This is a genomic window from Embleya sp. NPDC005575 (genome assembly GCF_040605455.1).
Taxonomy (GTDB): Bacteria; Actinomycetota; Actinomycetes; order Streptomycetales; family Streptomycetaceae; genus Embleya.
This window is the reverse complement of record NZ_JBEXCV010000072.1, coordinates 1-24,454: the sequence shown is the minus strand read 5'-3', so window position 1 is coordinate 24,454 and position 24,454 is coordinate 1. Positions and strand designations below refer to the sequence as shown.

The following is a 24,454-nucleotide window of genomic DNA, read 5'->3' as shown; positions in this document are numbered from 1 at the left end:
CCGCACATTCCAAGCCACTTCGTGACAGCCCCCGAAGCCGGCACCGCAGGCCGGCAACGCCGTGCCATGCTCGGTGGCCCTACGGCGCGACCAGTGCCAACGCCTCGACCTCCAGGAGGTATTCGGGCCGCGACAGCGCGCGCACCTGTACCGCCACACTGGCCGGTTCGTGCCGAGGGTCGACAAACTCGTCCCAGGCCGCACCGATACTCGCCAGGTATCCGATGTCGGTGGTGAAGTGGGTGAGCTTCACGACGTCGTCGAACGTCGCTCCCGCCGCCGCCAGGCATCGCCCGAGGTTCGCGAACACCTGCCGCGCCTGAGTGTCCGGGTCCCCCGGGTCGACCGGTTCGTCATACTCGTCGGTCGCCGGCTGCCCGGAGACCACCACCAGCCGACCAGGACCGGTCACCACTTGACTGTAGCCCCGCGCGGGCGCCACACCGACGGGAGAGCACATTCGCACAAGTCGTCGATTCGTCGTCATGCGGTGATCCTTGCCCACCCGAAACCCATGGCACCAACGCATGTTGCGCACGGCTGTCATGCCGACAACGCATATCCGGCTCGGCATTCGCCCCGGCAGCACGCACTGAACAGCTTCCGACCCGGACCGCGCCCGAGAACCTCACGATTCCAGTGTATTAATACTATTAACTGCACTTCGTCGACACGAAATCGACGGTCGTCGATCTCGCGGAATCGCCGATCGCGCGCGGAGGGTACCGGCTGCACGAATCACTTCCCGGAAAGGCTCGGCCGCCGCCACAAGGAAATCTTCCGGACGCCCGTCGAGGTTTATCGGAGCGGCCCGCATTGTTCGGCCTGTGGCAGAATCTGCTCCATCGAAACCCCTGCTCCGCAGCCGGATCGGCAACCTCGAAGGTGAGCGGTCGGCTGCGTCCGGAACTCCTGCGGCCCACCGGAATCACCCGTATAGTCGCCCACCGAACGGCGTCGGAACAGCGTATCCGCCAATCCATGGGAAAGCCTGCACCCTGCCACGACACTCGCGCGAAATGCCGTCGTGGCCTGCGGAAACGTAATCGGTCGTTGATATCGGCGACACGGGTTGTCTACCGTCTGCGCCAAGTGCAGACCGCACCCCCGGTTTTTCGCCGTGCAGTCACGGTCGAACTCGCGACCCGGTCGCGAGGTGGAGGCATCGAAACGCTCGTCACAAGCATCCGGGCGATTCGGATGGCCGGAACGGATTCCTTTCGGATCGCTGCCGGTCGAGCCCCACAGGGGGAATTCCGAAGGGAATCCATGCTTTCTCACAGCACTTCGCACCGTGACGAATCACGCCGAGCCGGCGGCCTACGCCGCCTGCGCGACTCGGCCGTGGTCGGTGTCGTCGCGACCTCACTCGTGGGCTTCGCGGCCCTGGCCCAGGCCCAGGCTGCGGACGACGCCACCTGGGACCGGGTCGCACGCTGCGAGAGCGGCGGCAATTGGGCCACCGACACCGGCAACGGCTACCAGGGTGGACTGCAGTTCAATGAGCGCACGTGGAAAGCTCACGGCGGCAAGGGCCGGGCCCGGGACGCGTCCAAGGCGGAGCAGATCCGCGTCGCCGAGAACGTACTGCGATCGCAGGGAGCGGGCGCCTGGCCCGTCTGCGGACGCAAGGCCGGCCTGGCCGGTGCCGGCCCTGCCCGGCGCGCCGAACGCTCCGAGGCCGAGCGACCCGTCCATACCCGAAAGTCCGCCGCGTCCGCTCCATCCGCCTCCGGCCCCCGGGAGGAACCCGCATCCTCCGCCGAACCAACCTTGCCGCCCGCCGACGCCGACGAGATTCTCGTCCAGCCCGGCGACACCCTGTCCGGCATCGCCGCCACGCACCAGATCCCGGGCGGCTGGCCGGCCCTCTACGCCAAGAACCAGGCGACGGTGGGCCCCGACCCCGACCTGATCAGCCCCGGTCAACGCCTGTCGCTGCGCTGACCGGGCGCACGGCGCACGGGGAGGTCGGGGCCGGCCCCGACCTCCCCGCCTACTCGGCGAACCCCGGCCTACTCGATCCTCACCGCCGGGCGCGCGACCGTCATGAAGAGATTTCATGCCGGCGGTAGAAAACAAGACTTGGACTCATGGCGTCCTTCGGGGCGAAGGTGGGACTCGGCCGCAGCGCAGCAGCGCAGTCTCCGCGGTCGACCCATCCGACCCCCGTCGCAAAGGTGTTTCGTCATGCCCGCATCCGCCTCGCTCGCCGACCGCCGCATCGTTGTCGTGGGCGCCGGCTCGCACACCGGCCGCCTGCTCGCCCGCGACGTATCCGCCGCCGGAGCCCACGTGATCCTGGCCGGCCCCGATCCGCGCAAGCTGGAGTGGACCGCCGGCGAACTCGGCGGCTCGGTCGACGTGGTCCCGGTCGACCTCACCGAGGAGGACTCGATCGCCGCACTCGCCGCGAAGGTCGGGCGCTTCGACCACCTCGTGTCTACCGCGGCGCGGCCCGCCAACGGCCCACTGGCCGAGCTGGAACTCGCGGCCGTCCAGGACGCGTTCGCGGCCAAGGTGATCGGCCCGCTGCTGCTCGCCAAGCACCTGGCACCGCAGGTCGAGCCGGGCGGCTCGTTCACCTTCTTCTCCGGCGTGGCGGCCTGGCGCCCCGCGCCGGCGCGCACCGTGATGGCCACCACCAACGGTGCCTTGGCGTTCCTGGTTCAGGCCCTGGCGGTGGAGATCGCGCCGGTACGGGTCAACGCGGTCTCGCCCGGCATCGTCGACACCGGATCGTGGGACGGTCTCGGCGCCGACAAGGAGGCGTTCCTGCGCGGCGTCGCGGAGCGCAACCCGGCCCGTCGGGTCGGCACGCCCGACGACCTGATCCGGGCGGTGCTGTTCGCCATCGCCAACCCGTACGTCACCGGCACCGTCCTGCACGTGGACGGCGGCGGCCGCCTCGTCTGAGCCGGCGGCCTGCGAACCGACCACCTGCGAGCCGGCGATCGCGCACGGATCCGCCGCCGGCCCGACGCGCAGGGGATGCACGACGGGCCGCCGGCGGGACCTGCGTGCACGGCGGCGTGTGCCGGACCGCAGGGTTTCGGGCCGGCTCGGCGGCGCACCGAGGGGCCCGGCACCGGCTACATCGGGGTGACGTACGCCCCCGCGATGCCGCCGTCGACCAGGAACTCGGCGGCGTTGACGAACGACGAGTCGTCGCTGGCCAGGAACGCGACCGCAGCCGCGAGCTCCTCGGGTTCGGCGAATCGGCCGACCGGGATGTGCACGAGCCGGCGGGCCGCCCGCTCCGGGTCCTTGGCGAACAGTTCCTTGAGCAGCGGGGTGTTCACCGGGCCCGGGCACAGCGCGTTGACCCGGATGCCCTCGCGGGCGAACTGCACGCCCAACTCCCGCGACATCGCGAGCACGCCGCCCTTGGACGCGGTGTAGGAGATCTGCGAGGTGGCCGCGCCCATCACCGCCACGAACGACGCGGTGTTGATGATCGAGCCCCTGCCCTGCCGCTGCATGTACGGCAACGCGGCCTTGCAGCACAGGAACACCGAGGTGAGGTTGACCTCCTGGACCCGGCGCCACGCGTCCAGGCCGGTGGTCAGGATCGAGTCGTCGTCGGGCGGCGAGATGCCCGCGTTGTTGAACGCGACGTCGACCGACCCGTAGGTGTCGAACGCGGTCTTGAACAGGGCCTCGACCTGGTCGGCGTCGGTGACGTCGACTTGCACGAAGATCCCGCCGACCTCGTCGGCGGCGGCCTTGCCGGACGCTTCGTCGATGTCGGCGCACACCACGTTCGCGCCTTCGGAGGCCAGTCGGCGGGCGGAGGCCAGGCCGATACCGCTGCCCGCTCCCGTGACGACGGCGGTACGGCCGACCAGGCGGCGGCACACGGGGGTCTGCTCGCTCACTTAACTCTCCTCGGTGCTGGTGGACTCGGTGCTGATGAACACGTTCTTGATCTCGGTGAAGGCCGCCAGTGCGTCCGGCCCCAGCTCACGGCCCAGCCCGGACTGCCCGAACCCGCCGAAGGGGGTCGAGTAGCGCACGCTGCTGTGCGAGTTGACGGACAGGTTCCCGGCCCGCACCGCCCGCGAGACGCGCAGCGCGCGACCCACGTCCCGGGTCCACAGCGACCCGGAGAGGCCGTACGCGGTGGCGTTGGCCAGGCGGATCGCGTCGGCCTCGTCGTCGAACGGCAGGACCACCGCGACCGGGCCGAAGATCTCCTCCACGGCCGTGCGGTCCTCTGCGGACTCGGGCGTGAGGACCGTCGCCGGATACCAGAAGCCCTTGCCGGTGGGCGCCTCCCCGCGGATCGCGGCGGGCGCGTCCTGCGGTACGTAGGAGCGCACCCGCTCACGATGCGCGGCGGAGATCAGCGGGCCCATCTGCGTGTCGGGGTCCCTGGGGTCGCCGACCCGGAAGGCCCGCACCGCCGGTTCGAGCAGGTCCATGAAGCGGTGGTAGACGCCGCGCTGCACCAGGATGCGGGTGCGCGCGCAGCAGTCCTGTCCGGTGTTGTCCAGGAACGCGCCCGGCGCGGCGGCCGCGGCGGCCTCGATGTCGGCGTCGGCGAAGACGATGTTCGCGCTCTTGCCGCCCAGTTCGAGGGTGACCCGCTTCACCCCGGCGGCGCACCTGGCCATGATGTCCTTGCCCACGGCGGTGGAGCCGGTGAAGACCACCTTGGCCACGCCCGGGTGTTCCACCAGGGCCCGTCCGGCGACGGGACCGGCTCCCGGCAGCACCTGGAACAGGCCCGCGGGCAGCCCCGCGGCCAGGCCCAGTTCGGCCAGGCGCAGCGCGGTCAGCGGGGTGGTCTCGGCGGGCTTGAGCAGGACCGCGTTGCCGGCCGCGAGCGCGGGCGCCAGGCCCCACGCGGCGATCGGCATCGGGAAGTTCCAGGGGGCGATCACCGCGACCACGCCGAGCGGTTCGTGGAAGGTGATGTCCAGGCCGCCGGCCACCGGGATCTGCCGGCCGTTCAGCCGCTCGACCCCGCCGGCGGCATAGTCCAGCAGGTCGCGGACGTTGCCCGCCTCCCAGCGGGCATTGCCGATCGGGTGCCCGGCCTCGCGCACCTCCAAGTGGGCGAGTTCCTCCAGGTGCTCGTCCACGACGACGGCGAAGCGGCGCAGGATGCGGGCCCGGTCGCCGGGGGCACGCGCCGCCCACTGCGCGGCGGCGCGGGTGGCCCGGGCCACCGCCGCGTCGACGTCGTGCGTGGAACTCGCCGGGACGCTCGCGATGATCTCCTCGGTGGCGGGGTCGAGGATGTCGTGCTCGTGCGAGCCGTCCGGGTCCGGTCGCTCGTGTTGTTCGTGCTGCTGGGACAACGCTTTGATCCTCACATGCGCTCGAAGGAGCGGAAGCGCTCCCAGTCGGTGACTGCCGTGTCGTACGCGTCCTGCTCGACCTGCGCCATGTGCAGGTAGTGGGCCACCACCTCGGCGCCGAAGGCGTGCTCGGCGATGGTCGAGGAGGCCCACAGCTCGGCGGCCTCGCGCAGCGTGCCGGGCACGTGCGGCGCGTCGCCGGCGTAGGCGTTGCCCGTGCAGGCGTCGCCGGGTTCGAGTTCGTGCTCGATCCCGTACAGGCCGGCCGCGATCATGGCGGCGACCGCGAGATAGGGGTTCACGTCGCCGCCGGGGAGGCGGTTCTCGAAGCGATGCGAGTGGCCGTGTCCGATCACCCGCAGCGCACAGGTGCGGTTGTCCGGGCCCCAGGCGACCGCGGTCGGCGCGAAGGAGCCGGGCCGAAAGCGCTTGTAGGAGTTGATGTTGGGCGCGTATAGGAGCGTGAACTCGCGCATCGCGGCGAGTTGGCCGGCCAGGAAGTGCCGCATCGTCTTCGACATTCCGTACGGACCGCTGTCGTCGGCCAGCACCGGCCGGCCGTCGGTGTCGCGCAGGGACAGGTGGATGTGGCACGAGTTGCCCTCGCGCTCGTCGTACTTGGCCATGAAGGTGAGCGACATGCCCTCCTGCGCGGCGATCTCCTTGGCCCCGGTCTTGTAGACGGTGTGCTGGTCACATGTGGTCAGCGCGTCGTCGTAACGGAAGGCGATCTCGTGCTGGCCGAGGTTGCACTCGCCCTTCGCCGACTCCACCGTCATCCCGGCCGCGCCCATCTCGTTGCGGATCCGGCGCAGCAGCGGTTCCACTCGGCCGGTGCCCAGCACGGAGTAGTCGACGTTGTACTGGTTGGCGGGCGTCATGCCGCGGTAGGCGCGGTCCCAGCCGGCCTCATAGGTGTCCTTGAAGAGGATGAACTCCAGTTCGGTGCCCGCGTACGCGGTCCAGCCGTGCTCGGCGAGCCGGTCGAGTTGGCGGCGCAGGATCTGTCGGGGCGAAGCCGCGACCGAGGAGCCGTCGTGCCACAGCAGGTCCGCGTTCACCTGCGCGGTGCCCGGATGCCAGGGGGTGCGACGCAGGGTGGCCAGGTCGGGGCGCATCACGAAGTCACCGTAGCCGCGTTCCCAGGACGACATCGCGTAGCCGTCCACCGTGTTCATGTCGGTGTCCACGGCGAGGAGGTAGTTGCAGCCCTCGGTGCCGTGGGCGAGCGTGTCGTCCAGGAAGAAGCGGGCGGCGAAGCGCTTGCCCTGCAGCCTGCCCTGCATGTCGGTGAAGGCCAGGACTACCGTGTCGATCTCCCCGGTGTCGACGAGTGCGCGCAGCTCGTCGACGGACAGCGGGGGCGTTCGGTCTGCCAAGGGAATGCCTCCTGTCGGTCCAACCGGAAGCCATAAGGTATGGCCGCGAACCATTGATTGGGAAGAGCTGGAGGGGAGGGATCGTGGACGAGCGATCCGGGCCGGAGCCGAGAGACGGTCTGTCGCCGCTGTTGCGGCCGGTGCGTGCGGGCAACGGCTTCGAGGAGGCGTTGGAGCAGATCCTCCAGGTCATCCGGCTGGGCCTGGTCTCCGACGGCGGCCGGCTGCCCGCCGAACGCGACCTGGCCGAGCGGCTCGGGGTCAGCCGGGTGACCCTGCGCGAGGTGCTCAAGGTGCTGGCCGATCAGGGCATCGTGGAGAGCCGCCGGGGCCGCTACGGCGGCACGTTCGTGCGCGAGCGCCCGGGGCCGGTCGGCGACGGCTCGGCCGCCGAGTTGCGCCGTCGGATCGCGAAGGTGGACGTGGAGGACACGCTGCGCTTTCGCGAGGTACTGGAGGTCGGCGCGGCCGGGCTGTGTGCGGCCCAGGGCCTGGACCAGGCACAGGCGGCGCGGTTGCGGGCGGCGCTGGCGCAGACCCGGGACGCGCCGCTGGCCGAGTACCGACGCCGGGACACGCTGCTGCATCTGACGTTGGCCCAGCTGTGCGGCTCGCCGACCCTGGCCGGCCAGTACGCGGCGGTTCGGGCCACGGTGAACGACCTGCTGGACTGCATTCCGCTGCTGGTGCGCAATCTGGAGCACTCGCAGCACCAGCACACCGCGTTGGTCGAGGCGATCCTGGACGGCGATCCGGACGCGGCGGCCGAGGTGATGCGCGAGCACTGCGCCGGAACCGCGGCCCTGCTGCGCGGATTTCTCGCCTGAGCCACCCGCACTTCTCCCTCCCCGGCCGCGCGGATCTCCCGCCCGGCCGGTGTCGTTTTCGCGCCCGGGCCGCGTCGTTTTTCCACCCGACGCAGGCGGCCCGCCCGAAAGACATCTTCACCGAAGCCTTGCGCAGCATCGACTCCAAGAGCAAAGGTATGCGCTCGAACCAATAATTCTCTCTCCCCTCCCTCCCGTCAGGAGTGGCTCGTGGTCGACGACATCCAAGCGCGCACGAAGCAGGGCGGTGGCGGCACGTCCGCCGAGGCGGAGGACTACCTGGAGAAGCGGGCTCTGCGCCGGGGCAGCGCGGGCTGGTTGCTGCTGACCGGTCTGGGTGTGGCCTACGTCGTCTCGGGCGACTTCTCCGGCTGGAACTTCGGCCTGGCCGAGGCCGGTTTCGGCGGTCTGGCGATCGCCGCCGCGCTGATGGGCCTGATGTACACGTGCATGGTGTTCTCGCTCGCGGAGCTGTCCTCGATCCTGCCCGCCGCCGGCGGCGGCTACGGATTCGCCCGTCGGGCGCTGGGCACCTGGGGCGGCTTCCTGACCGGCACCGCGATCCTGATCGAATACGTGCTCGCGCCCGCCGCGATCGTCATCTTCATCGGCGACTACGTGGAATCCCTCAACCTGTTCGGCCTGACCTCGTCCTGGCCGGTCTACCTCGCCTGTTTCGTCGTCTTCATCGGCATCCACCTGTGGGGTGTCGGCGAGGCGCTGCGGTTCAGCTTCGTGGTCACCGGGATCGCGGTCGCCGCGCTGCTGATCTTCGCGGTCGGCGCGTTCACCGAGTTCGACGCCGGCGGGCTCAACGACATCCCGGTGGACCACGACGCGCTCGGTGCCAACTCCTGGCTCCCGTTCGGTCTGCTCGGCATCTGGTCCGCCTTCCCGTTCGGGATGTGGTTCTTCCTGGGCGTGGAGGGCGTGCCACTGGCCGCCGAGGAGACCAAGGACCCGGCCCGCACCCTGCCCAAGGCGATGAGCCTGTCGATCGGCGTGCTGCTGCTCTTGGCCGTGGTGACCTTCCTGGCCGCGACCGGCGCACACGGGTCGAGCGCGGTCCAGGACGCGGGCAACCCGCTGGTGACCGCGCTCCAGGGTGACGGCGAGCCGACCCCGCTGAGCCGCTTCGTGAACTACGCCGGCCTGGCCGGACTGGTCGCCTCGTTCTTCTCGCTGATCTACGCCGGGTCGCGACAGCTGTTCGCGCTGTCCCGGGCCGGCTACCTGCCCCGCTTCCTGTCCCTGACCAGCCGCCGCAAGGCCCCCTACCTCGGTCTGCTGGTGCCCGGTGCGCTCGGCTTCGCACTGGCCGCGTGGAGCGGCGACGGCGCCCGGATGCTGAACATCGCGGTGTTCGGCGCGACCATCTCCTACGCGCTGATGTCGCTGTCGCACATCGTGCTGCGCCGCCGCGAGCCCGACCTGCCCCGGCCGTACCGCACCCCGGGCGGCATCGCCACCTCCTCGGTGGCCTTCGTGCTGGCCTGCTCCGCGCTGGCCGCGACGTTCCTGGTGGACAAGCAAGCCGCGTTCATCGCGCTGGGTGTGTACGCCGTCGCCCTGGCCTATTTCGCCCTGTACAGCCGGCATCATCTGGTGGCCAACGCACCGGAGGAGGAATTCGCCGCACTGGCCGCGGCCGAGGCCGAACTCGGCCGGGACTGACCACACACCCCATCCATCGCGGCCGCGATCCCGAGGCTGCGGTCCCAAGACAGCGATCCACAAGACAGCGATCCCGAGAAAACCGAGCGACCCATCATGCCCAAGCCACTGATCGGCATCAGCACCTACCACGAGGAATCCGTGCAGTGGGGGGTGTGGCACCTGCCCGCCGCGCTGCTCCCCCTCGACTATCCGACCCACATCCAACGCGCCGGCGGCCTGGCGGTGATGTTGCCTCCGGACGCCCCGGAGGCGGCGGCCGAGACGGTGGCCCGGGTGGACGCCGTCGTGATCGCGGGTGGTCCGGACGTACGGCCCACCCGCTACGGCGCCGAGCCACATGCCCGCACGGGTCCCCCGAACGACGCCCGGGACGCGTGGGAGAGTGCGTTGATCGAGGCGGCGCTGGCCTCGAACACACCGCTCCTGGCGATCTGCCGCGGCATGCAACTGCTGAACGTGGTGTTGGGCGGCACGCTGATCCAACACGTGCCGGACGTGGTAGGCCACGGCGGGCACACCGGCCCGGCCGGGAAACCGGCCGCACACGTGGTCGCGCCGATCCCCGGCACGCTGTTCGCCTCGCTCGGCGCCGAGCCGTACGAGGTGCCCACATACCACCACCAGGCGGTGGACCGGCTCGGCCGCGGCCTGGTGCCGAGCGCCCGGGCCGAGGACGGCATCGTCGAGGCGGTGGAGCTGCCCGGCGAGACCTTCGCGCTGGGGGTCCAGTGGCATCCCGAAGCCGGGACGGACCGGCGGCTGGCCCACGCGTTGATCGACGCCGCCCGCCGGCCGCGCCTGGTGCCCGCGCCCTCGGCCTGAGGTCCGCGCGAGGGCCGCATGCGCACCCGATTGCGGCCGTCGCGCGGCGATCCCACGGCATCGCTCAACAGATCCTGGGCAGTTGCTCGCCGATCGGCATGTCCAACACACGCGTGCCACCCAGCCCGGTGCGCGCCACCACCATCCCCGAATGCGCCGCGACGCACTCCCCGATCACCGCCGCCCCCGCGCCCAGCGGATGCGCACGCATCGCCGCGAGCACCGCGTCGGCGTGCTCGCGGGGCACAAAGGCGACCAGCTTGCCCTCGTTGGCCACATACAGCGGATCCAGGCCCAGGATCGCGCACGCGTTGGCCACCTCCGGCGGCACCGGGACGTCGCGTTCGGCGATCGTCACGCCCACCCCGGCCGCTGCGGCGATCTCGTTGAGCGCGGCGCCCAGGCCGCCTCGGGTGGGATCACGCAGCACGTGCAGGTCCGGCGTGACCGCCAACATCGCCTCGACCAGCCCGCCCAGCGCGGCGCAGTCGCTGCGGATCTCGACGTCGAATTCGAGGCCCTCGCGCACGCTCATCACCGCTACACCGTGCACGCCGATATCGCCGCTGACGATCACCACGTCGCCCGGCGCCGCGCGTTGCGGGCGCAGGTCGACGCCGGGCGGGACCAGACCGATCCCGGCGGTGTTGAGGTAGATGCCGTCGCCGTGCCCGGCCTCGACCACCTTGGTGTCGCCGGTGGCGACCTCGACTCCGGCGGCCCGCGCCGCGTCCCCCAGCATGTGGGCGACCCGGGCGACGACCGCTGTCTCGACGCCCTCCTCCAGGATGAATCCGACGGACAAATAGGCCGCCCGGGCACCGCTCATGGCCAGGTCGTTGACCGTGCCGTTGACCGCGAGCCCCCCGATGTCGCCGCCCGGGAAGAACAGCGGACGGACCACGAACGAGTCGGTGGAGAAGGCCAGTCGGACTCCGCCGAGGGTGACCACCGCGGAGTCGGCGAGCGCGGCGAGCACGGTTCCGCCGAACGCGGGCGCGAAGATGTGTTCGACGAGTTCGGCGGACAGCGCGCCACCGCCCCCGTGGCCGGACACGATCCGCGGGTGGTCGCGCAACGGCGTGGGACAGGTCCACCCGGAGAAGTCCGGCACGGGGGGCGCGGGCGCCCGGTCGATGAGTTCAGACAACGGGGGTCGCCTCCTGAGGCGCGCCGGCGACGGCGTCGAGCCGGCGATAGAGGTAGTAGGCGGCGCACGCGCCCTCGCTGGAGACCATCGTGGCGCCGAGCGGATTGCGCGGGGTGCAGGTGGTGCCGAACGCCGCGCACTCGTTGGGCTTGAGCAGGCCCTGCAACACCTCGCCGCTGCGGCACTCGGCCGGTTCCAGGGTGGCGATCCCGGTCACATCGAATCGGTACTCGGCGTCTTGGTCGCGGTAGCGCGCAGACAACCGCCACCCGCTGTCCGGGATGACCCCGATGCCGCGCCAGGCCCGGTCGGTCACCTCGAACACATCGGCCAGCATGGCCTTGGCTGCGGGATTGCCCTCGGCCCGGACCGCTCGCGCGTACGCGTTGTCCACGGTGTGCTCGCCACGCTCCAATTGGTGGATCGTGCGCCGGATGCCCTCCAGGATGTCCAACGGCTCGAACCCGGTGACCACGATCGGCACCCGATACCGCTCGGCCAGGTCCGGATACTCGTCCACACCCATCACGCTGCACACGTGGCCGGCCGCCAGGAAGCCCTGCACCCGGCAGTCCGGCGACCGCATGATCGCCTCGATCGCGGGCGGCACCCGCACGTGCGACACCAGCAGGCTGAAGTTGCGGATGCCCAGCCGCCTGGCCTGATACACCGTCATCGCGTTGGGCGGCGCGGTGGTTTCGAAGCCGATGCCGAAGAACACCACCTCGCGGTCGGGGTTGTCCCGGGCGATCGCGAGCGCGTCCAGCGGCGAGTAGACCACCCGCACGTCGCCGCCCTCGCTGCGCACCCGGAACAGGTCGCGATCGGTGCCCGGCACCCGCAGCATGTCGCCGAACGAGCAGAAGATCACCCCGGGGCGCGCCGCGATCGCCAGCGCCTTGTCGATCACCTCCAACGGGGTCACGCACACCGGACAGCCCGGCCCGTGAATCAACTCCACACCGGGAGGCAGTAGTTGGTCGATACCGTGCCGGATGATGGTGTGCGTCTGCCCGCCGCAGACCTCCATGATCGACCACGGCCGGGTCACCATGGTCCGGATCTCGTCAAGCAGTCGGCGACCGACCTCCGGATTCCGGAACTCCTCCAGGTACTTCACCGCCGTGCCTGCTTCGACACGCCGCTGTGATCCGGGTCGGGGACGACCACCGGCTCCGGCCGGACGAACTCCCCGGGTGCCGCACCGGCCGCCTCCCAGGGATCACCGAACTCCTCCTGGAGCAGCCCCATTTCCTCGAACAGGGCAAGCGTGCGCAGGGCCGACTCCTCGTCCAGTCGTTGCAGCGCGAAGCCCACGTGCACGATGGCGTACTCGCCGACCCTCAGGTCGGGGACGTACTCCAGGCACACCTCCTTGACCACACCGCCGAAGTCGACGAGGCCCATTCGGGTTCCGTCCCGTTCCTCGATCCTGGTCACTCTGCCGGGCACCGCCAGGCACATCGGTTGCTCCTCGTCGTCGTCCGAAAGGGCTGTGGAACGTGCGTCCGCGGGCGCCGGTAGGTCGACCCGGGTCATCGGTCGGGCGTCCGTGCTCGGCCGCGCCGCTTCTCCCGCCCTGCCGCGACCAGCACCTGACCCAGCGCCAGCCCGCCGTCGTTCGGCGGCACCAAGCGATGCCGCAACACGGTGAAGTCCCGTGCCCGCAGCGCTCGTCCGCAGGCCGAGGACAGGATCGCGTTGGCGAACACGCCGCCGGTGAGCGCGACCGGCGTGGGCCCGTACCGCTCCCGCGTGTGCTCGGCCACCGCGACGACCAGGTCGGTGACCGCGTGGTGAAAGCGCGCCGCGAGCAGTTCGGGGTCGCTCCCGGCCCGCAGGTCGGCGATCGCCGCCGCGAACACCGGGCCCGGGTCGGCGATCAGCGGATCGTCCTCACCGGCCCCCGGGCGCAGCGCGAAGGCGTACCCCGCGACCGGTCCGGACCGCTGGGCGGCCGCTCCCTCCAGCTCGATCGCCGCCTGCGCCTCGTAGCCGGCCAGGTGGCACACGCCGATCAGCGACGCGAAGGCGTCGAAGAGCCGGCCCATGGAGGAGGTGGGAACACAGTTCAGGTCACGTTCGAATTGGCCGGCCAGCACCCGCCGTTCCTCCGCCGAAGCAGCCCGCACGCACGGCAGATCGTCCGCCCACTCGATGCCGGCGGCGTGTAGATGGGCCAACGCCATCCGGTACGGCCGGGCCACCGCCGCGTCGCCACCGGCCAACGGCACGTAGCGCAGTTGCGCCACCCGGCGGAAGCCGACGTAGTCGGCGAGCAGGAACTCCCCGCCCCACACCGCCCCGTCGTCTCCATAGCCGGTCCCGTCGAAGGCGACCCCGAGCACCGGCGCGGCGCCGTCCGCGCCGTGTTCGGCCATCGCGGCGGCGATGTGCGCGTGATGGTGCTGAACCAGCCGCACCGGCCGCCCGGCCGCGGTGCGACGGGCCCACCCGGTGGACCGATAACCCGGATGCCGATCGGCGGCCAGCATCTCCGGACGCACGCCGGTGAGCGTGGCCAGATGCTCGACCGCACGCTCGAACGCGCCCTGCGTGGCCAGGTCGTCCATGTCGCCGATGTGGCCGGACAACCACGCCTGACGATCCTCGGCCAGCGCGAAGGTGTTCTTCAGGTCCCCGCCGACCGCGAGCGTCGCGGGCACCGATACCGGCAGCCGGATCGGCAGCGGGGCCCAGCCCCGGGAGCGCCGGACGAACTGCGGCTCCCCGTCCACGACCCGCACCACCGAGTCGTCCAGCGGCACCCGGATCGGCCGATCGTGGGTGAGCCTGCCGTCCACGAGCGGCGCGAGCCGGGTCCGCGCCTCGGCATCGTCGGTCACGATCGGCTCGCCGGCCGCATTGCCGCTGGTGAGTACGAGCAGGCGCGGTCCGGGCCGATCCTCGATCAGCCCCAGGAGCAGATGGTGCAGCGGCGTGTACGGCAGCATGAAGCCCAGGTCGGGACAGCGCGGGGCGATCGCCTCCGGCAGCTCGGACCGGCTCGCCCGGCGGCGCCGGAGCAGCACGATCGGCCGAGCCGCACCGGTGAGCAACTCCCGTTCCGCGTCTTCGATCGCGGCATGCGGCTCGATCTCGGCGAGGGAACGGGCCAGTAGCGCGAAGGGTTTGTCGCCGCGCCCCTTGCGCTCGCGCAGCCGCGACACCGCCTCCTCGTTTGTCGCGTCGCAGGCCAGGTGGTAGCCGCCGATGCCCTTGACCGCCAGGATCGCCCCGTCGGCGAGCATCCGGCGCGCCTCGTCCACGGTGCCGAAGCCGATCGGGGCCTCGTCCGCGCCGACCAGGGACAGCCGGGGCCCGCAGGCGTGGCACGCGATGGGTTGTGCGTGGAAGCGTCGGTCGCTCGGATCGGTGTACTCCCGGGCGCAGTCCGCGCACATCGGGAAGTCGGCCATCGTGGTGTGCGCACGGTCGTAGGGCAGTGCGGTGACGATGGTGAAGCGTGGGCCGCAGTCGGTGCACGTGATGAACGGGTGCAGGTGGCGGCGATCGGTGGGGTCCGCCAGCTCGGCCAGGCAGGGCGCGCACGTGGCGACGTCCGGTGGGATCTGCGTACGCTGCGCGGCGCCCGACTCCGGCGGCGCGGACGCCACGATCGCGAACCCGGTGTCACCGCCGATCTCGAGTTCCTCGTGGGTGATCGACTCGACCGAGGCCAGCGCGGGCGCGTCGGTGTCGATCCGGCGGCAGAAGGCGGCCACCTCGGCCGACCGGCCCTCGATCTCCACCAGCACGCCCGCACCGGTGTTGGTGACATGGCCGGCCAGGCCCAGCTCGGTGGCCAACGTGTAGACGAACGGCCGGAAACCCACGCCCTGCACGGTGCCCCGCACGGTGATCCGCCGCCGCTGTGCGACGTCGGCCTGCCCCCCGGCGGTCAAGACGGCTCCCCCACCGGCGCGGGCCACCGGTCGAACCCGTGGTTGTACTCGTGTGTGTGAGCGAGGTCCGGTTGCCCCTGCCCGTGCTCGTGTGGGTGGACGTGATCATGCCCGTTTCGGTGCCCGTGGTCCGGCGATCCACCCAAATGCCCTTGCCCGTCCGCCGCGTGCCGCGCCATGACCGGCGTGTGCACCGCGGCGCCGTCGAGCACCGCGAGCGTACGTGCCAGTAGATCACCCACTCCGCGGCCGGTCCTGGCCGACGTGAACAGCACCTCGACCCCGGGGTTGACCCGCCGGACGTTCGCCAGGAACGCGGGTTCGTCGAACTCCACCGCCTCGGCGAGATCGGTCTTGGTCAACACCACCAGGTTCGCCAGGCCGAACGCGGACGGATACTTGAGCGGCTTGTCCTCCCCCTCGGTCACCGACGCGAGCGCGACCCGCAGGCTCTCGCCCAGGTCGTAGGAGGCCGGGCAGACCAGGTTGCCGACGTTTTCCACGAACAACAGCCGGGTCCGGGTCGGCAGCCAGCCGGTGAGCTGTCGGCGCAACATCGCGGCCTCCAGGTGACACAAGCCGTCGGTGAGGACCTGCTTGACCGGCGCACCGGCCCGGGCCAGCCGCGTCGCGTCGTTGTCGGTAGCCAGGTCGGCGGTCAACGCCGCGACCGGGATGCCGCGTTCGCCGGCCAGGCGCAGTTCGGCCTCCAGCAGCGCGGTCTTGCCGCTGCCGGGGCTGGACAGCAGGTTGATCGCGATCACCCCGCGTGCGGCCAGCTCGGCGCGTAGATCGCTCGCACCACGATCGTTGTGGGCGAGTACGGCCTGCCGCAACTCGTCGACTCGGCACATGACGAATCAACCCTCCTGAATGGCCTCGGCGTTTCCGATGTCCTCGACCGGGTCGGCCCAGCACACGTCGAGGATCTGCAACTCGCGTCCGCACAGCAGTTCGGCGCTCGCTCCCGCGCACTTCGGACAGCACAGGTCCGGCGGCATACCCACCGCCCACTCCACGGCACACGCCGCGCAGCGGGCCCGGCCGGGGACGAACTCCATCACCAACTCGGCATCGCACAGCGGCGTTTCAACGCGCGCGACCTCGAAAGCGAAGGCCAGCGCGTCGGGGACCACACCGGCGAGTTCCCCGACCCGCAGCCGCACGCTCAGCGCGGCGCGGTCGCCGGTGCGCGCGGCCGCGGCCTCGACCTGCTCGACGACGGCCATCGCAATCGACATCTCGTGCATCGGCCCTCCGCTGGTTCGCCGGTCCCGCGCTTGGGCCCACCGGCTCGACCTGCCCGAGCCCGGCGTTCCATTACAGGCACGGTCGGCGATTTGTCCCGGCCACCACGCCGTGGCCGACACCGGGCGTACACCATTCGTCGCAACCCGGTAGGGCCGGCCGGGTACCACGCGGGCCGGCCTACATGGCGCGCATCCGCAGATAGCGCTGGATGTCGGCTCGATTCACGAGCGCGACGAGCCCCAGCAGGAGTACTCCGCCGATCAGGATCCTTCGCATACCGGCACCTCTCCGGAATCGGAACCGCGCACCGCGTCCACGGCGGCGGGTCGTGCATCGGCCGGATCCGGCGCGTCCGGCGTACCGGCTCGCCTGTCGACCGATTGTTCGACCGCTCGCTCGGCCGTCTGCCCGGCCGATTGCCCGGCCGGTCGGCCGGCCGCGCGCTCGGTCGGTGCCTGGTGCCGCAGCACCCGCAGAATCAGCGCGACCGCCTCGTCCACGGCCGCCGCGACGGGCGGGCTGAGCCCCACCCGCTCGTCCAAGTCGGCCGGTTCGCAGCCGACCACCAGCACCCGGTGCGGCGGCGTGCCGCCGGTGCCCGCGCTCAGCGTGCCCAACAGTGCGAGCACCGCGTCGGGCCCCATCCGGTGGCCGTCCAGCAGCGCCGACCCCGGTTCGACCGAGCCCGGCACGGTGGCCTCGATCAGGTAGACCGTGCCCGGTTCGCCGCCGCGTGCGGTGGCGTCCACCAGGATCAACGTGTCGTAGCCTTCCAGGAGTTGGTAGGCCAGATGCACGCCGCGCACACCGAAGTCGACCACCTCGGCGCCGGCCGGCAGCGGGTGTGCGGCAAGCCTGCCGACGGTCTCCACGCCGAAGCCGTCGTCACCGAGGAAGATATTGCCGACCCCGGCGACGAGCACGCGCTCGACGCCGTCCGTCGGCCGGCCGGGACCGGTCATTCGTCCTCCGGGAGGGTGAGTTCGTCGGGTCGGAAATACAGGAACCGGCCCTGTGCGCGCCGGATGTCCGCGCCGGGGTCGTCCGCCACGATCACCGCGATGTGCACCGCGCCGTCGACGTCGTGCAGCACCGCCTCGACCACCGCGTCCCGGCCGTGCAGGAACAGGTCCTGGGCGTCGGTACGGCGCGACCCCGGTCGCAGGCGCACCCGACTGCCCGCCCCGACCGAACGCCCGTCCACCGCAACCCGATCCGAAGCGGGATCGAACCCGGCGTCGCTCGCCGGATCCCACCAGGGCCGGTCGCCTCCCGACCCGAACGGATCGGCCGCGCCGGGCTCGACCAGGGTCGTCGGCGCACTCGGCCCGCTGCTCTCGCGCAGTGCCCGCACCGCGCCGTGCAGCCGGTCCCACACCTTTGGGGGCAGCGAGTCGACCAGGTCCACGGCGGCGCCCGCGCGGACGTCGGTGCCACGCGCCTCGCGCTTCTCCCGCTCGGTCAGCGCCGACGTGCGCAGTGCGAGGATCTCGTCGATCTCGGTCGCGTCGTAGAGCGCGCCCGGGCTCTCCGGGGCCACCTGCGGGTGATCCTCCAGGATGATCGGCGAGGACAACACCACGTCGTCCCGCTCCCCGACCAACACCGGCCAGGTCCGCAGGTTGACACACGTCGCCGCGGCGGCCCCGGCCCACTGCGGCGGGTCGGTCATCGACAGGAACGACCCGGCGTCCACCCCGAGCAGCACGTGCGCCGAGACCAGCGCGTACGGTAGCGCCGCGTCCCGGTCGGCGCCCGGATCCGGCGCCCACCCAACGGTGTTCGCCACCTCGACGGTGAGTTTGAGCGTGCGGTACGGGCCGGGGATCTCGGCGGTCCGCAGCCGGATCACCCCCTCCGCCCGGGCCCGCCGACGGATCAACCGGCCGAGCACCCGGCCGTCGAGCTCGACCGTCTCACTCTCCTCGTGCTCGGCCCGCAGGAACGGCAAGACCAGCCCGTCGCCAGCCAACTCCGATACCGGCACCGCGAGTTCAACCCGCTCCTCGACGCCCTCGTCCCACGGCACGAGCACCCGATCGGGCAGCTCCAAGGCGTCCACCGAGGTGAACCCGCCGTCGGGACCGACCTGTTGCACCGTGCGTCGCTGGGCATGCAGGAAGCGCAGCTCGACCGAGAGGTTCGCACCGGCACGCGGTTCGAGCAGGCACTCGGTGCGCTGGTCGTGGTGTTCGCCGCTGCCCTGCCCCCAGGCGGGCGGCACCAGGACGCCGAACTGCCAGCGCATCCGGTTCTTGGCGGCCGAGGCCCGGTACGGGTAGAGCACGTAGCCCTCGAACAGTACGGCGTCGGCGATCTGTCGAGCGGCGGCGAACCGCTCCTCGGTGGCGAGCCCGGACAGTGTCATCGGAGGATCTCCTCGGTGTCGCCGCTGCGATCCGGCGTGCCGTCGCGGCCGGTGGCGACGCCGAGGATGCGCTCGGGCGCGGAGCCGGGTTCGGCCGCCGCCAGCAGGGCCCGCATCGTGGCCTCCCAGGAGGGCAACGCATGCCGGGACCGGTAGGCGAGCAGCGCGTCCATGCCCTCGCGCGGCAGGCGCAGCCAGCCGCAGCCGGGGAAGTGCTGCTCGATCATCTCCCGCCACACGGCCACCGGCATGCGGAATGCGGCCTCCTTGTGCCAGGGCACCGGTTCGACCCGGAATCCGCCGGGGCCGATGAACGCGGTCCCGGAGAAGAGCATCAGCAGCGGCGCCTCGCCCTCGCCCAATGCGTGAAAGTAGCGGGAGGAGGCGATGTCCATGTCGTAGGTGCACGGCACCACCAGATCCACCTCGGTTTCCCCGGTGAAGCCCGGCGCGGTCAACGCCACCTGGGCGAACTGGATCGGGTGCAGCGTGCCGCCCCAGCGGGATCGTTCGCCGAACAGCACGTCCAGCCGGTCGCCCTCGGCCGCACCGTAGCGGCGCCGGGCCGGCTCGATCCGCAGTTGCACGCGCAGCGCGAGTGCGTGCACCCGGGCCTGCTCGGCGGCGGTGATCCGCAGCCGGAAGACCAGGGTGGGGCCCGCCGCGTAGCCGTCCGCACGCACTCCGACGCAGGAGAAGTCCAACTCCGTCACGGCAGTTCGTCCCTTCCGGGCACGCGAGCCCGCGAGCGCACGTCGGCGAAGAACGCGGCCAGGTCGGCGCGCGCCTCGGCACCGCCGTCGAAGCCCTGCCAGTGCAGTCGCATCCGGCCCACCAGCGCGTAGCAAACGTCGATCGGGACCAGGAAGCACTCGCTCGCCCCGTCGGTGCGGCGCAGCAGCAGCGCTTCCACGTCGGCGAGCAGCAGTCGGGCGAGCCGACTCTCGCCGAGCACCGCCTGCCACAGATGCGGGTCCAGGTCGCTCTCGGTGGCGCCGGCCGGGCTGGGGTAGAACGCGATCAGCCGGTCCGCCGCGGCGTTGCGCAGGAAGAACGCCATGCCGACCGGGATCTGCAGGGCCTCCCACGCACCGTCGTCCAGGCTGTGCTCGGAATCGATGAGGTAGCGCTCGGGCACGGCCCGATAGCGACCGCCGGCCGCGCGCTGCTCGAACAACATGGCGCAGCCGCGGCACGCGCAGGCCAGGGCCCGGGCGTCGGTGTCGACGAGGTGGCGGTGTCCCGGGCCGACCTCCTGGGCACACAATTCGCAGCGTTCCGGCTGCGGTCCGGCCTGGCGGCGGAATCGGCGCAGCCCGACCGCCGGTCGCGTACTCGTGGGGGGTGGCGCGCTCACCGCGCGGCCCGAACCGGGTCGATCGTTCGGTTGCCGATCTGGAGCAGCGCGGGTTGTGCGGGCGCGGCCGGGGCCTCCTCGATCTCGATGCGCTCGATCTCGGGTGCGTAGCCGCCCAGGACACCCTCAATGGCCTCCCGCGCGCCGTCCACGCTCGTGTTCGCGCATCCGCAGCCGCCACTCGCGGCGGGGATCCGCAGTCGTACGCTCCGGGCATGCTCGTCGTAGTCGAGCAGTTCGGCGCGGTGTTGCGGGTGGGCCGCGAGGCCCCGGGCAATCCGGGTCGGCACGTCGTCCGGATGCAGGTCGTGCAGGACGAGCAGGCCGGTAACCAATTCGTCGTCGAGCACGGCGCGCCCGTCCGCGTCGGCGTCGCGCAACAGCGCGGCCAGGCGGGCCAGGCCGGCGCCGTAGAAGTCCATCAGGGCCCGCACCAGTGCCTCGGCGGCGGCACGCCCGGCCGGGTCGGCGCTCTCGGTCAGGCCGCTGAGGATCTCCTCGACGCGCAGTCCGGTCTGTTCGGCGTTCATCCGCTCAGCCCGCTCAGCCCGGTGGGCACGTGCAGCTTCTGCAGGGTCTTGCCGTCGCCGAGGTACATGTGCACGCCACACGGCAGGCACGGGTCGAAACTGCGCACGGCCCGCATGATGTCGATGCCCTTGAAGTTCTCCGGGGAGTTCTCCTCGAAGATCGGCGTGTTCTGCACCGCGTCCTCGTACGGCCCGGGGGTGCCCAGGGTGTCGCGGACGCTGGCATTCCATGGAGTGGGCGGGTACGGGTGGTAGTTGGCGATCTTCCCGTCCCTGATCACCATGTGGTGCGAGAGCACACCGCGCACGGCCTCGGTGAAGCCGACGCCGACCGCCTCGTCGGGCACCTCGAACTTCTCCCACGTCTTGGTCCGGCCCGAGCGCACCTCGTCGAGTGCCTTCTCGGCGAAGTACACCGCCATGGCGGCCATGTACGCCTGGAAGTAGGTGCGTGCCCGGTTGCGCTCCAGGGCGTTGCTCCACTGCGGGATCTTCCACTCGAAGGTGGTCTCCGGTTTGGTCATCGACTTGGGCAGGTTGATCACCACGCTGTGCCCGGTGGCTTTGACGAAGCCGGTGTCGACCAGGCCGTTGAGCGCGGTGGACCACAACCGGGCGAGCGGGCCGCCGCCGGTGTCCAGGGCCAGGTAGTCGGTGCCGTCGAACCAGCGTGGCGACATCACCCAGCTGTAGTTGTTCTCGAAGTCGCGCTTCTGCGGCGCGGGGATGGTGTGTTGGTTCCATGGGTGGCGCGGGTCGACCGGGTTGCCCAGCGGGTCGTGGGTGACGAACTGCTCCTGGCCCTCCCAGTCCTGGTAGTAGGAGCTGCCGAGCAGGATCCGGATGCCCAGGTTGATCTCGGTCAGGTCGTTGGTGATCAGTTTGCCGTCGACCACGACGCCGGGGCTGACGTACATCCGCCGGCCCCAGTCGGTCATGTTGCGGTAGGTGAAGTCGCAGTGGTCGGGGTCGTTGAGCGCGCCCCAACAGCCGAGCAACACCCGCCGCCGGCCCACCTCTTCGTAGCCGGGCAGGGCCGTGTAGAAGAAGTCGAAGAGGTCGTCGTGCAGCGGGACCACGCGCTTCATGAACTCGACGTAGCGCATCAGGCGGGACAGGTAGTCGGTGAACAACTGGACCGAGGCGACCGTTCCCACACCGCCCGGGTAGAGCGTGGAGGGGTGCACGTGCCGGCCCTCCATCAGGCAGAACATCTCCCGGGTGTAGCGGCTGACCGCCAGCGCCTCGCGGTAGAACTCACCCTCGATCGGGTTGAGCGAGCGCATGATGTCGGCGATGGTGCGGTAGCCGTGTTCCGCGGCGTGCGGGGCCTCGGTGCGTTCGGCCAGTTCCAGCACGCCGGGGTTGGTCTCGCGGACCATGCGCTCGCAGTAGTCCACCCCGACCAGGTTCTCCTGGAAGATGTTGTGGTCGAACATGTACTCGGCGGCCTCACCGAGGTTGATGATCCACTCGGCCAGATGCGGCGGCTTGACGCCGTAGGCCATGTTCTGTGCGTAGACCGAGCAGGTGGCGTGGTTGTCGCCGCAGATACCGCAGATCCGGCTGGTGATGAAGTGCGCGTCGCGGGGGTCCTTGCCGCGCATGAACACGCTGTAGCCGCGGAAGACCGACGAGGTGCTGTAGCACTCGGCGACCCGCTTCTTCTTGAAGTCGATCTTGGTGTGGATGCCCAGGCTGCCGACGATCCGGGTGATCGGATCCCAGGACATCTCGGTCAAGCCCTTGTCGTCGCGGGCCAATTTGGTCGAGGGTGCCATCGTGTGTCGTGCCCTTCTGCGGTGTGGGACGGCGGCACGCTCGGGGCCGGCCGCGGGGTCGAGGACTGGGCGCAGGCGATCCGCTCACCAGGGCGGGCGGTAGCCGGTGGTCAGCTTGCGACCGGACTGGCGCCACCTGGGTTCCTTGTCCACGGTCTGCGCGGTGATCGAGCGCAGTTTGCGAATCAGCAGGCCGTACGCGCCGCTGGCGGTCGCGGAGACCTTGCTGCCGGGCGGTTCGTCCATGAACGGCATGAACATGTCCGGGAAACCGGGCATCGTGCAGGCGATGCAGATCCCGCCGACGTTCGGGCAACCGCCGACGCCGTTGATCCAGCCGCGCTTGGGCACGTTGCACTTGACCACCGGGCCCCAGCAGCCCAGCTTCACCAGGCACAGCGGTGAGTCGTACTCTTCGGCGAACTGGCCCTGTTCGTAGTAGCCGCCGCGGTCGCAGCCCTCGTGCACGGTGGCGCCGAACAGCCAGGTCGGGCGCAGTTTGTCGTCCAGCGGGATCATCGGCGCGGACCCGGCGAGCTGGTAGAGCAGGTAGGTCAGCGTCTCGGCGAAGTTGTCCGGCTGGATCGGGCACCCGGGTACGCAGACGATCGGCAGGCCGGCCTTGGAGGTCCAGTCCCAGCCCAGGTAGTCGGGCACGCCCATCGCGCCGGTCGGGTTGCCGGCCATCGCGTGGATGCCGCCGTAGGTGGCGCACGTGCCGATCGCCACCACGCCGGTGGCCTTGGGCGCGAGCCGGTCCAGCCATTCGCTCGTGGTGATCGGTTGGCCGGTGGCGGGGTCGTCGCCGAATCCGCTCCAGTAGCCCTCGGACTTGATCGACTCGTTCGGGATGGATCCCTCGACCACCAGGACGAACGGGTCGAGTTCGCCGCGTTCGGCCTTGAAGAACCATTCGATGAAGGTGTCCGCGCCCTGGACCGGGCCGCACTCGAAATCGATCAGCGGCCAGTGCACGGCGACCGGTGGCAGTCCGGGCAGCGCGCCGGTGACGATCTCCTCGATCGACGGCTGCATCGCGGCGGTCAACGCGACGGAGTCGCCGTCGCAGCTCAGACCGGCGTTGATCCACAGGATATGGATCGGGGACGGTTGTTCGACCGACGTGGCGGCGGTCGAACTCTCGGCGGGGTTCTCGGGCGTGGCGCGCATGACGACGCCTCCTCGAATGGTTACGAGCCGGACATATAGGACTCTCGGATCTTCCTATCAGTCCAGCGCGTGACGCGCCTCACATCCGGGCCATCCGGGCGAGTCGCCGCACGCCGATTCCGCGACGGCGCATCGAACCCACCCGCCGTCGCGTCGCCGATCCGCGTCATACGCCGGCGGCGCGGGCACGATCCGAGTGTCGGCCGCGTCGGCCGCCGGGCGGTAGCGGGCCAGGAACATGTCCACGCCGCCGATGATCAGTCGCCGGGTCGGATCGGCGTCGGGCACCGCGCCCGAGGAGCCGTAGGCGATGTGCGGCATCAGGACCAGACCGGAGAGTTGGATCGCAGCCAACGGCACGTCGTCGATCTCGAGTTCGCCGCGTTCGACGAGCTCCGCGAGCGCCGTGCGGACCACCACGTGGAAGCGCTCCGGCCCCAGCTCGCGCCAGGTGCGGCCCAGATCGGGCAGCCGTGGCATCGAGCCCATCACCAGGCGGGCCCGACGCACCCCCAGCCCCCGGCCCGTCCGGGTTTGAGCAGGACCGAAGACCACCACCCCCACCCATCAAAGGAGTTCACCGATCATGACGACGACCTGGGTCGCGGGCTTCCGCTCCGCCGTGCTCGATTCGAACGAGAGCATTCAGATCAAGCCCTCGCGGGGCTTCCGCGACCAGACGGTGCGGCAGATCCTGCACCTGAACGACGCGGGCGCGCGGGCGATGGCCGACGCCGTGGACCTGTCGTACCTGCGCCTGTGACGGCACCACCGGACCCGTCGGGGCGGGCACCCGGCCCGGGACGCGTCTGCGAACACCCGACGGGCGCCCGGCCTTCGTCCCTACGGCGGGGCAGCGGCGCTGGTCTTCGCCTCCTACGGCGGGGCGGGCGACACGGCCCGCGCCCGCTCCACGGCAGCCGACGGGCGC

The 24,454-nt window shown here is 71.0% G+C and carries 24 protein-coding genes; 6 read left to right on the top strand and 18 right to left on the bottom strand.

Annotated elements, in window-relative coordinates:
* Window positions 1-79: 79 nt before the first annotated feature.
* Window positions 80-460, bottom strand: a complete 381-nt coding sequence (locus ABZS54_RS23570; protein WP_355539432.1) for a RidA family protein — start codon at window positions 458-460, stop codon at window positions 80-82.
* Window positions 461-1,269: 809 nt separating this feature from the next.
* On the opposite strand from ABZS54_RS23570, the gene ABZS54_RS23565 reads away from it, so the two are divergent.
* Window positions 1,270-1,947: a transglycosylase family protein gene (locus ABZS54_RS23565; RefSeq protein ID WP_355539384.1), complete on the top strand. Its 678-nt coding sequence runs from the start codon at window positions 1,270-1,272 to the stop codon at window positions 1,945-1,947.
* A 243-nt stretch (window positions 1,948-2,190) separates the two neighbouring features.
* Window positions 2,191-2,916 (top strand): SDR family oxidoreductase, encoded by a 726-nt coding sequence (locus ABZS54_RS23560; protein WP_355539382.1) that lies wholly within the window; start codon window positions 2,191-2,193, stop codon window positions 2,914-2,916.
* Window positions 2,917-3,092: 176 nt separating this feature from the next.
* Here the strand turns inward: ABZS54_RS23560 and ABZS54_RS23555 are convergent, their stop codons facing one another.
* From ABZS54_RS23555 to ABZS54_RS23545, 3 genes are read right to left on the bottom strand one after another with little or no spacing between them, the layout of a single operon-like run.
* A complete protein-coding gene (locus ABZS54_RS23555; protein ID WP_355539379.1) occupies window positions 3,093-3,878 on the bottom strand; it encodes a 3-oxoacyl-ACP reductase in 786 nt (261 codons plus the stop codon).
* Window positions 3,879-5,306 (bottom strand): aldehyde dehydrogenase family protein, encoded by a 1,428-nt coding sequence (locus ABZS54_RS23550; RefSeq protein WP_355539376.1) that lies wholly within the window; start codon window positions 5,304-5,306, stop codon window positions 3,879-3,881. It lies immediately after the preceding gene.
* Window positions 5,307-5,317: 11 nt separating this feature from the next.
* A complete protein-coding gene (locus ABZS54_RS23545) occupies window positions 5,318-6,685 on the bottom strand; it encodes a glutamine synthetase family protein (protein WP_355539373.1) in 1,368 nt (455 codons plus the stop codon).
* Between the two features lie 83 nt (window positions 6,686-6,768).
* On the opposite strand from ABZS54_RS23545, the gene ABZS54_RS23540 reads away from it, so the two are divergent.
* From ABZS54_RS23540 to ABZS54_RS23530, 3 genes are all read left to right on the top strand, one after another.
* Complete coding sequence (locus tag ABZS54_RS23540) at window positions 6,769-7,512, top strand: FCD domain-containing protein (protein ID WP_355539370.1); 744 nt, start codon at window positions 6,769-6,771, stop codon at window positions 7,510-7,512.
* Window positions 7,513-7,722: 210 nt separating this feature from the next.
* Complete coding sequence (eat, locus tag ABZS54_RS23535; protein WP_355539367.1) at window positions 7,723-9,186, top strand: ethanolamine permease; 1,464 nt, start codon at window positions 7,723-7,725, stop codon at window positions 9,184-9,186.
* Between the two features lie 96 nt (window positions 9,187-9,282).
* Window positions 9,283-10,011, top strand: coding sequence for a gamma-glutamyl-gamma-aminobutyrate hydrolase family protein (locus tag ABZS54_RS23530; protein ID WP_355539364.1), 729 nt, complete (start codon window positions 9,283-9,285; stop codon window positions 10,009-10,011).
* 64 nt (window positions 10,012-10,075) lie between these two features.
* Here the strand turns inward: ABZS54_RS23530 and hypE are convergent, their stop codons facing one another.
* The 14 genes from hypE to ABZS54_RS23460 form a co-directional block, all read right to left on the bottom strand.
* Window positions 10,076-11,161 (bottom strand): hydrogenase expression/formation protein HypE, encoded by a 1,086-nt coding sequence (gene hypE / locus ABZS54_RS23525; protein ID WP_355539361.1) that lies wholly within the window; start codon window positions 11,159-11,161, stop codon window positions 10,076-10,078.
* Window positions 11,154-12,281 carry a hydrogenase formation protein HypD gene (hypD, locus tag ABZS54_RS23520; RefSeq protein WP_355539358.1) on the bottom strand — a complete coding sequence of 376 codons (1,128 nt, stop codon included), beginning with the start codon at window positions 12,279-12,281 and terminating at the stop codon, window positions 11,154-11,156. The genes hypE and hypD overlap by 8 nt, the downstream gene beginning before the upstream one ends.
* Window positions 12,278-12,625 (bottom strand): HypC/HybG/HupF family hydrogenase formation chaperone, encoded by a 348-nt coding sequence (locus tag ABZS54_RS23515; protein WP_355539429.1) that lies wholly within the window; start codon window positions 12,623-12,625, stop codon window positions 12,278-12,280. Before ABZS54_RS23515 ends, hypD begins: the two co-directional genes overlap by 4 nt.
* A gap of 71 nt (window positions 12,626-12,696) precedes the next feature.
* Window positions 12,697-15,066, bottom strand: coding sequence for a carbamoyltransferase HypF (gene hypF / locus ABZS54_RS23510; protein ID WP_355539355.1), 2,370 nt, complete (start codon window positions 15,064-15,066; stop codon window positions 12,697-12,699).
* Window positions 15,063-15,920 (bottom strand): hydrogenase nickel incorporation protein HypB, encoded by an 858-nt coding sequence (gene hypB, locus ABZS54_RS23505; protein WP_355539352.1) that lies wholly within the window; start codon window positions 15,918-15,920, stop codon window positions 15,063-15,065. The genes hypF and hypB overlap by 4 nt, the downstream gene beginning before the upstream one ends.
* Window positions 15,921-15,926: 6 nt before the next feature.
* Window positions 15,927-16,316, bottom strand: coding sequence for a hydrogenase maturation nickel metallochaperone HypA (locus ABZS54_RS23500; protein WP_355539349.1), 390 nt, complete (start codon window positions 16,314-16,316; stop codon window positions 15,927-15,929).
* Window positions 16,317-16,577: 261 nt separating this feature from the next.
* The gene (locus tag ABZS54_RS23495; RefSeq protein WP_355539346.1) at window positions 16,578-17,279 is read right to left on the bottom strand and encodes a hydrogenase maturation protease; all 702 of its coding nucleotides are present in this window, start codon (window positions 17,277-17,279) and stop codon (window positions 16,578-16,580) included.
* Window positions 17,276-18,685 (bottom strand): hypothetical protein, encoded by a 1,410-nt coding sequence (locus tag ABZS54_RS23490; RefSeq protein ID WP_355539344.1) that lies wholly within the window; start codon window positions 18,683-18,685, stop codon window positions 17,276-17,278. The genes ABZS54_RS23495 and ABZS54_RS23490 overlap by 4 nt, the downstream gene beginning before the upstream one ends.
* On the bottom strand, window positions 18,682-19,398 hold the full coding sequence (locus ABZS54_RS23485) for a DUF6084 family protein (RefSeq protein ID WP_355539342.1): 717 nt from the start codon (window positions 19,396-19,398) through the stop codon (window positions 18,682-18,684). The genes ABZS54_RS23490 and ABZS54_RS23485 overlap by 4 nt, the downstream gene beginning before the upstream one ends.
* The gene (locus ABZS54_RS23480; protein WP_355539340.1) at window positions 19,395-20,042 is read right to left on the bottom strand and encodes a DUF5947 family protein; all 648 of its coding nucleotides are present in this window, start codon (window positions 20,040-20,042) and stop codon (window positions 19,395-19,397) included. The genes ABZS54_RS23485 and ABZS54_RS23480 overlap by 4 nt, the downstream gene beginning before the upstream one ends.
* A complete protein-coding gene (locus ABZS54_RS23475; RefSeq protein WP_355539338.1) occupies window positions 20,039-20,572 on the bottom strand; it encodes a hypothetical protein in 534 nt (177 codons plus the stop codon). The genes ABZS54_RS23480 and ABZS54_RS23475 overlap by 4 nt, the downstream gene beginning before the upstream one ends.
* Window positions 20,569-22,353 carry a nickel-dependent hydrogenase large subunit gene (locus ABZS54_RS23470; RefSeq protein WP_355539336.1) on the bottom strand — a complete coding sequence of 595 codons (1,785 nt, stop codon included), beginning with the start codon at window positions 22,351-22,353 and terminating at the stop codon, window positions 20,569-20,571. Before ABZS54_RS23470 ends, ABZS54_RS23475 begins: the two co-directional genes overlap by 4 nt.
* A gap of 84 nt (window positions 22,354-22,437) precedes the next feature.
* Window positions 22,438-23,523, bottom strand: a complete 1,086-nt coding sequence (locus ABZS54_RS23465; protein WP_355539333.1) for a hydrogenase expression protein HypE — start codon at window positions 23,521-23,523, stop codon at window positions 22,438-22,440.
* 57 nt (window positions 23,524-23,580) lie between these two features.
* The gene (locus ABZS54_RS23460; protein ID WP_355539330.1) at window positions 23,581-24,033 is read right to left on the bottom strand and encodes a TetR/AcrR family transcriptional regulator C-terminal domain-containing protein; all 453 of its coding nucleotides are present in this window, start codon (window positions 24,031-24,033) and stop codon (window positions 23,581-23,583) included.
* A gap of 76 nt (window positions 24,034-24,109) precedes the next feature.
* Here ABZS54_RS23460 and ABZS54_RS23455 point away from each other — a divergent pair, with 76 nt between their 5' ends.
* Window positions 24,110-24,286 carry a hypothetical protein gene (locus ABZS54_RS23455; RefSeq protein WP_355539327.1) on the top strand — a complete coding sequence of 59 codons (177 nt, stop codon included), beginning with the start codon at window positions 24,110-24,112 and terminating at the stop codon, window positions 24,284-24,286.
* The last annotated feature ends 168 nt before the right edge of the window (window positions 24,287-24,454 follow it).

Coding starts and splice junctions, on each gene's coding strand:
- ABZS54_RS23570 (WP_355539432.1), bottom strand. CDS start 460: ATGTGCTCTCCCGTCGGTGTGGCGCCCGCGCGGGGCTACAGTCAAGTG.
- ABZS54_RS23565 (WP_355539384.1), top strand. CDS start 1,270: ATGCTTTCTCACAGCACTTCGCACCGTGACGAATCACGCCGAGCCGGC.
- ABZS54_RS23560 (WP_355539382.1), top strand. CDS start 2,191: ATGCCCGCATCCGCCTCGCTCGCCGACCGCCGCATCGTTGTCGTGGGC.
- ABZS54_RS23530 (WP_355539364.1), top strand. CDS start 9,283: ATGCCCAAGCCACTGATCGGCATCAGCACCTACCACGAGGAATCCGTG.
- ABZS54_RS23515 (WP_355539429.1), bottom strand. CDS start 12,625: ATGTGCCTGGCGGTGCCCGGCAGAGTGACCAGGATCGAGGAACGGGAC.
- hypB (WP_355539352.1), bottom strand. CDS start 15,920: ATGTGCCGAGTCGACGAGTTGCGGCAGGCCGTACTCGCCCACAACGAT.
- ABZS54_RS23500 (WP_355539349.1), bottom strand. CDS start 16,316: ATGCACGAGATGTCGATTGCGATGGCCGTCGTCGAGCAGGTCGAGGCC.
- ABZS54_RS23495 (WP_355539346.1), bottom strand. CDS start 17,279: ATGACCGGTCCCGGCCGGCCGACGGACGGCGTCGAGCGCGTGCTCGTC.
- ABZS54_RS23490 (WP_355539344.1), bottom strand. CDS start 18,685: ATGACACTGTCCGGGCTCGCCACCGAGGAGCGGTTCGCCGCCGCTCGA.
- ABZS54_RS23475 (WP_355539338.1), bottom strand. CDS start 20,572: ATGAACGCCGAACAGACCGGACTGCGCGTCGAGGAGATCCTCAGCGGC.
- ABZS54_RS23470 (WP_355539336.1), bottom strand. CDS start 22,353: ATGGCACCCTCGACCAAATTGGCCCGCGACGACAAGGGCTTGACCGAG.
- ABZS54_RS23465 (WP_355539333.1), bottom strand. CDS start 23,523: ATGCGCGCCACGCCCGAGAACCCCGCCGAGAGTTCGACCGCCGCCACG.
- ABZS54_RS23455 (WP_355539327.1), top strand. CDS start 24,110: ATGACGACGACCTGGGTCGCGGGCTTCCGCTCCGCCGTGCTCGATTCG.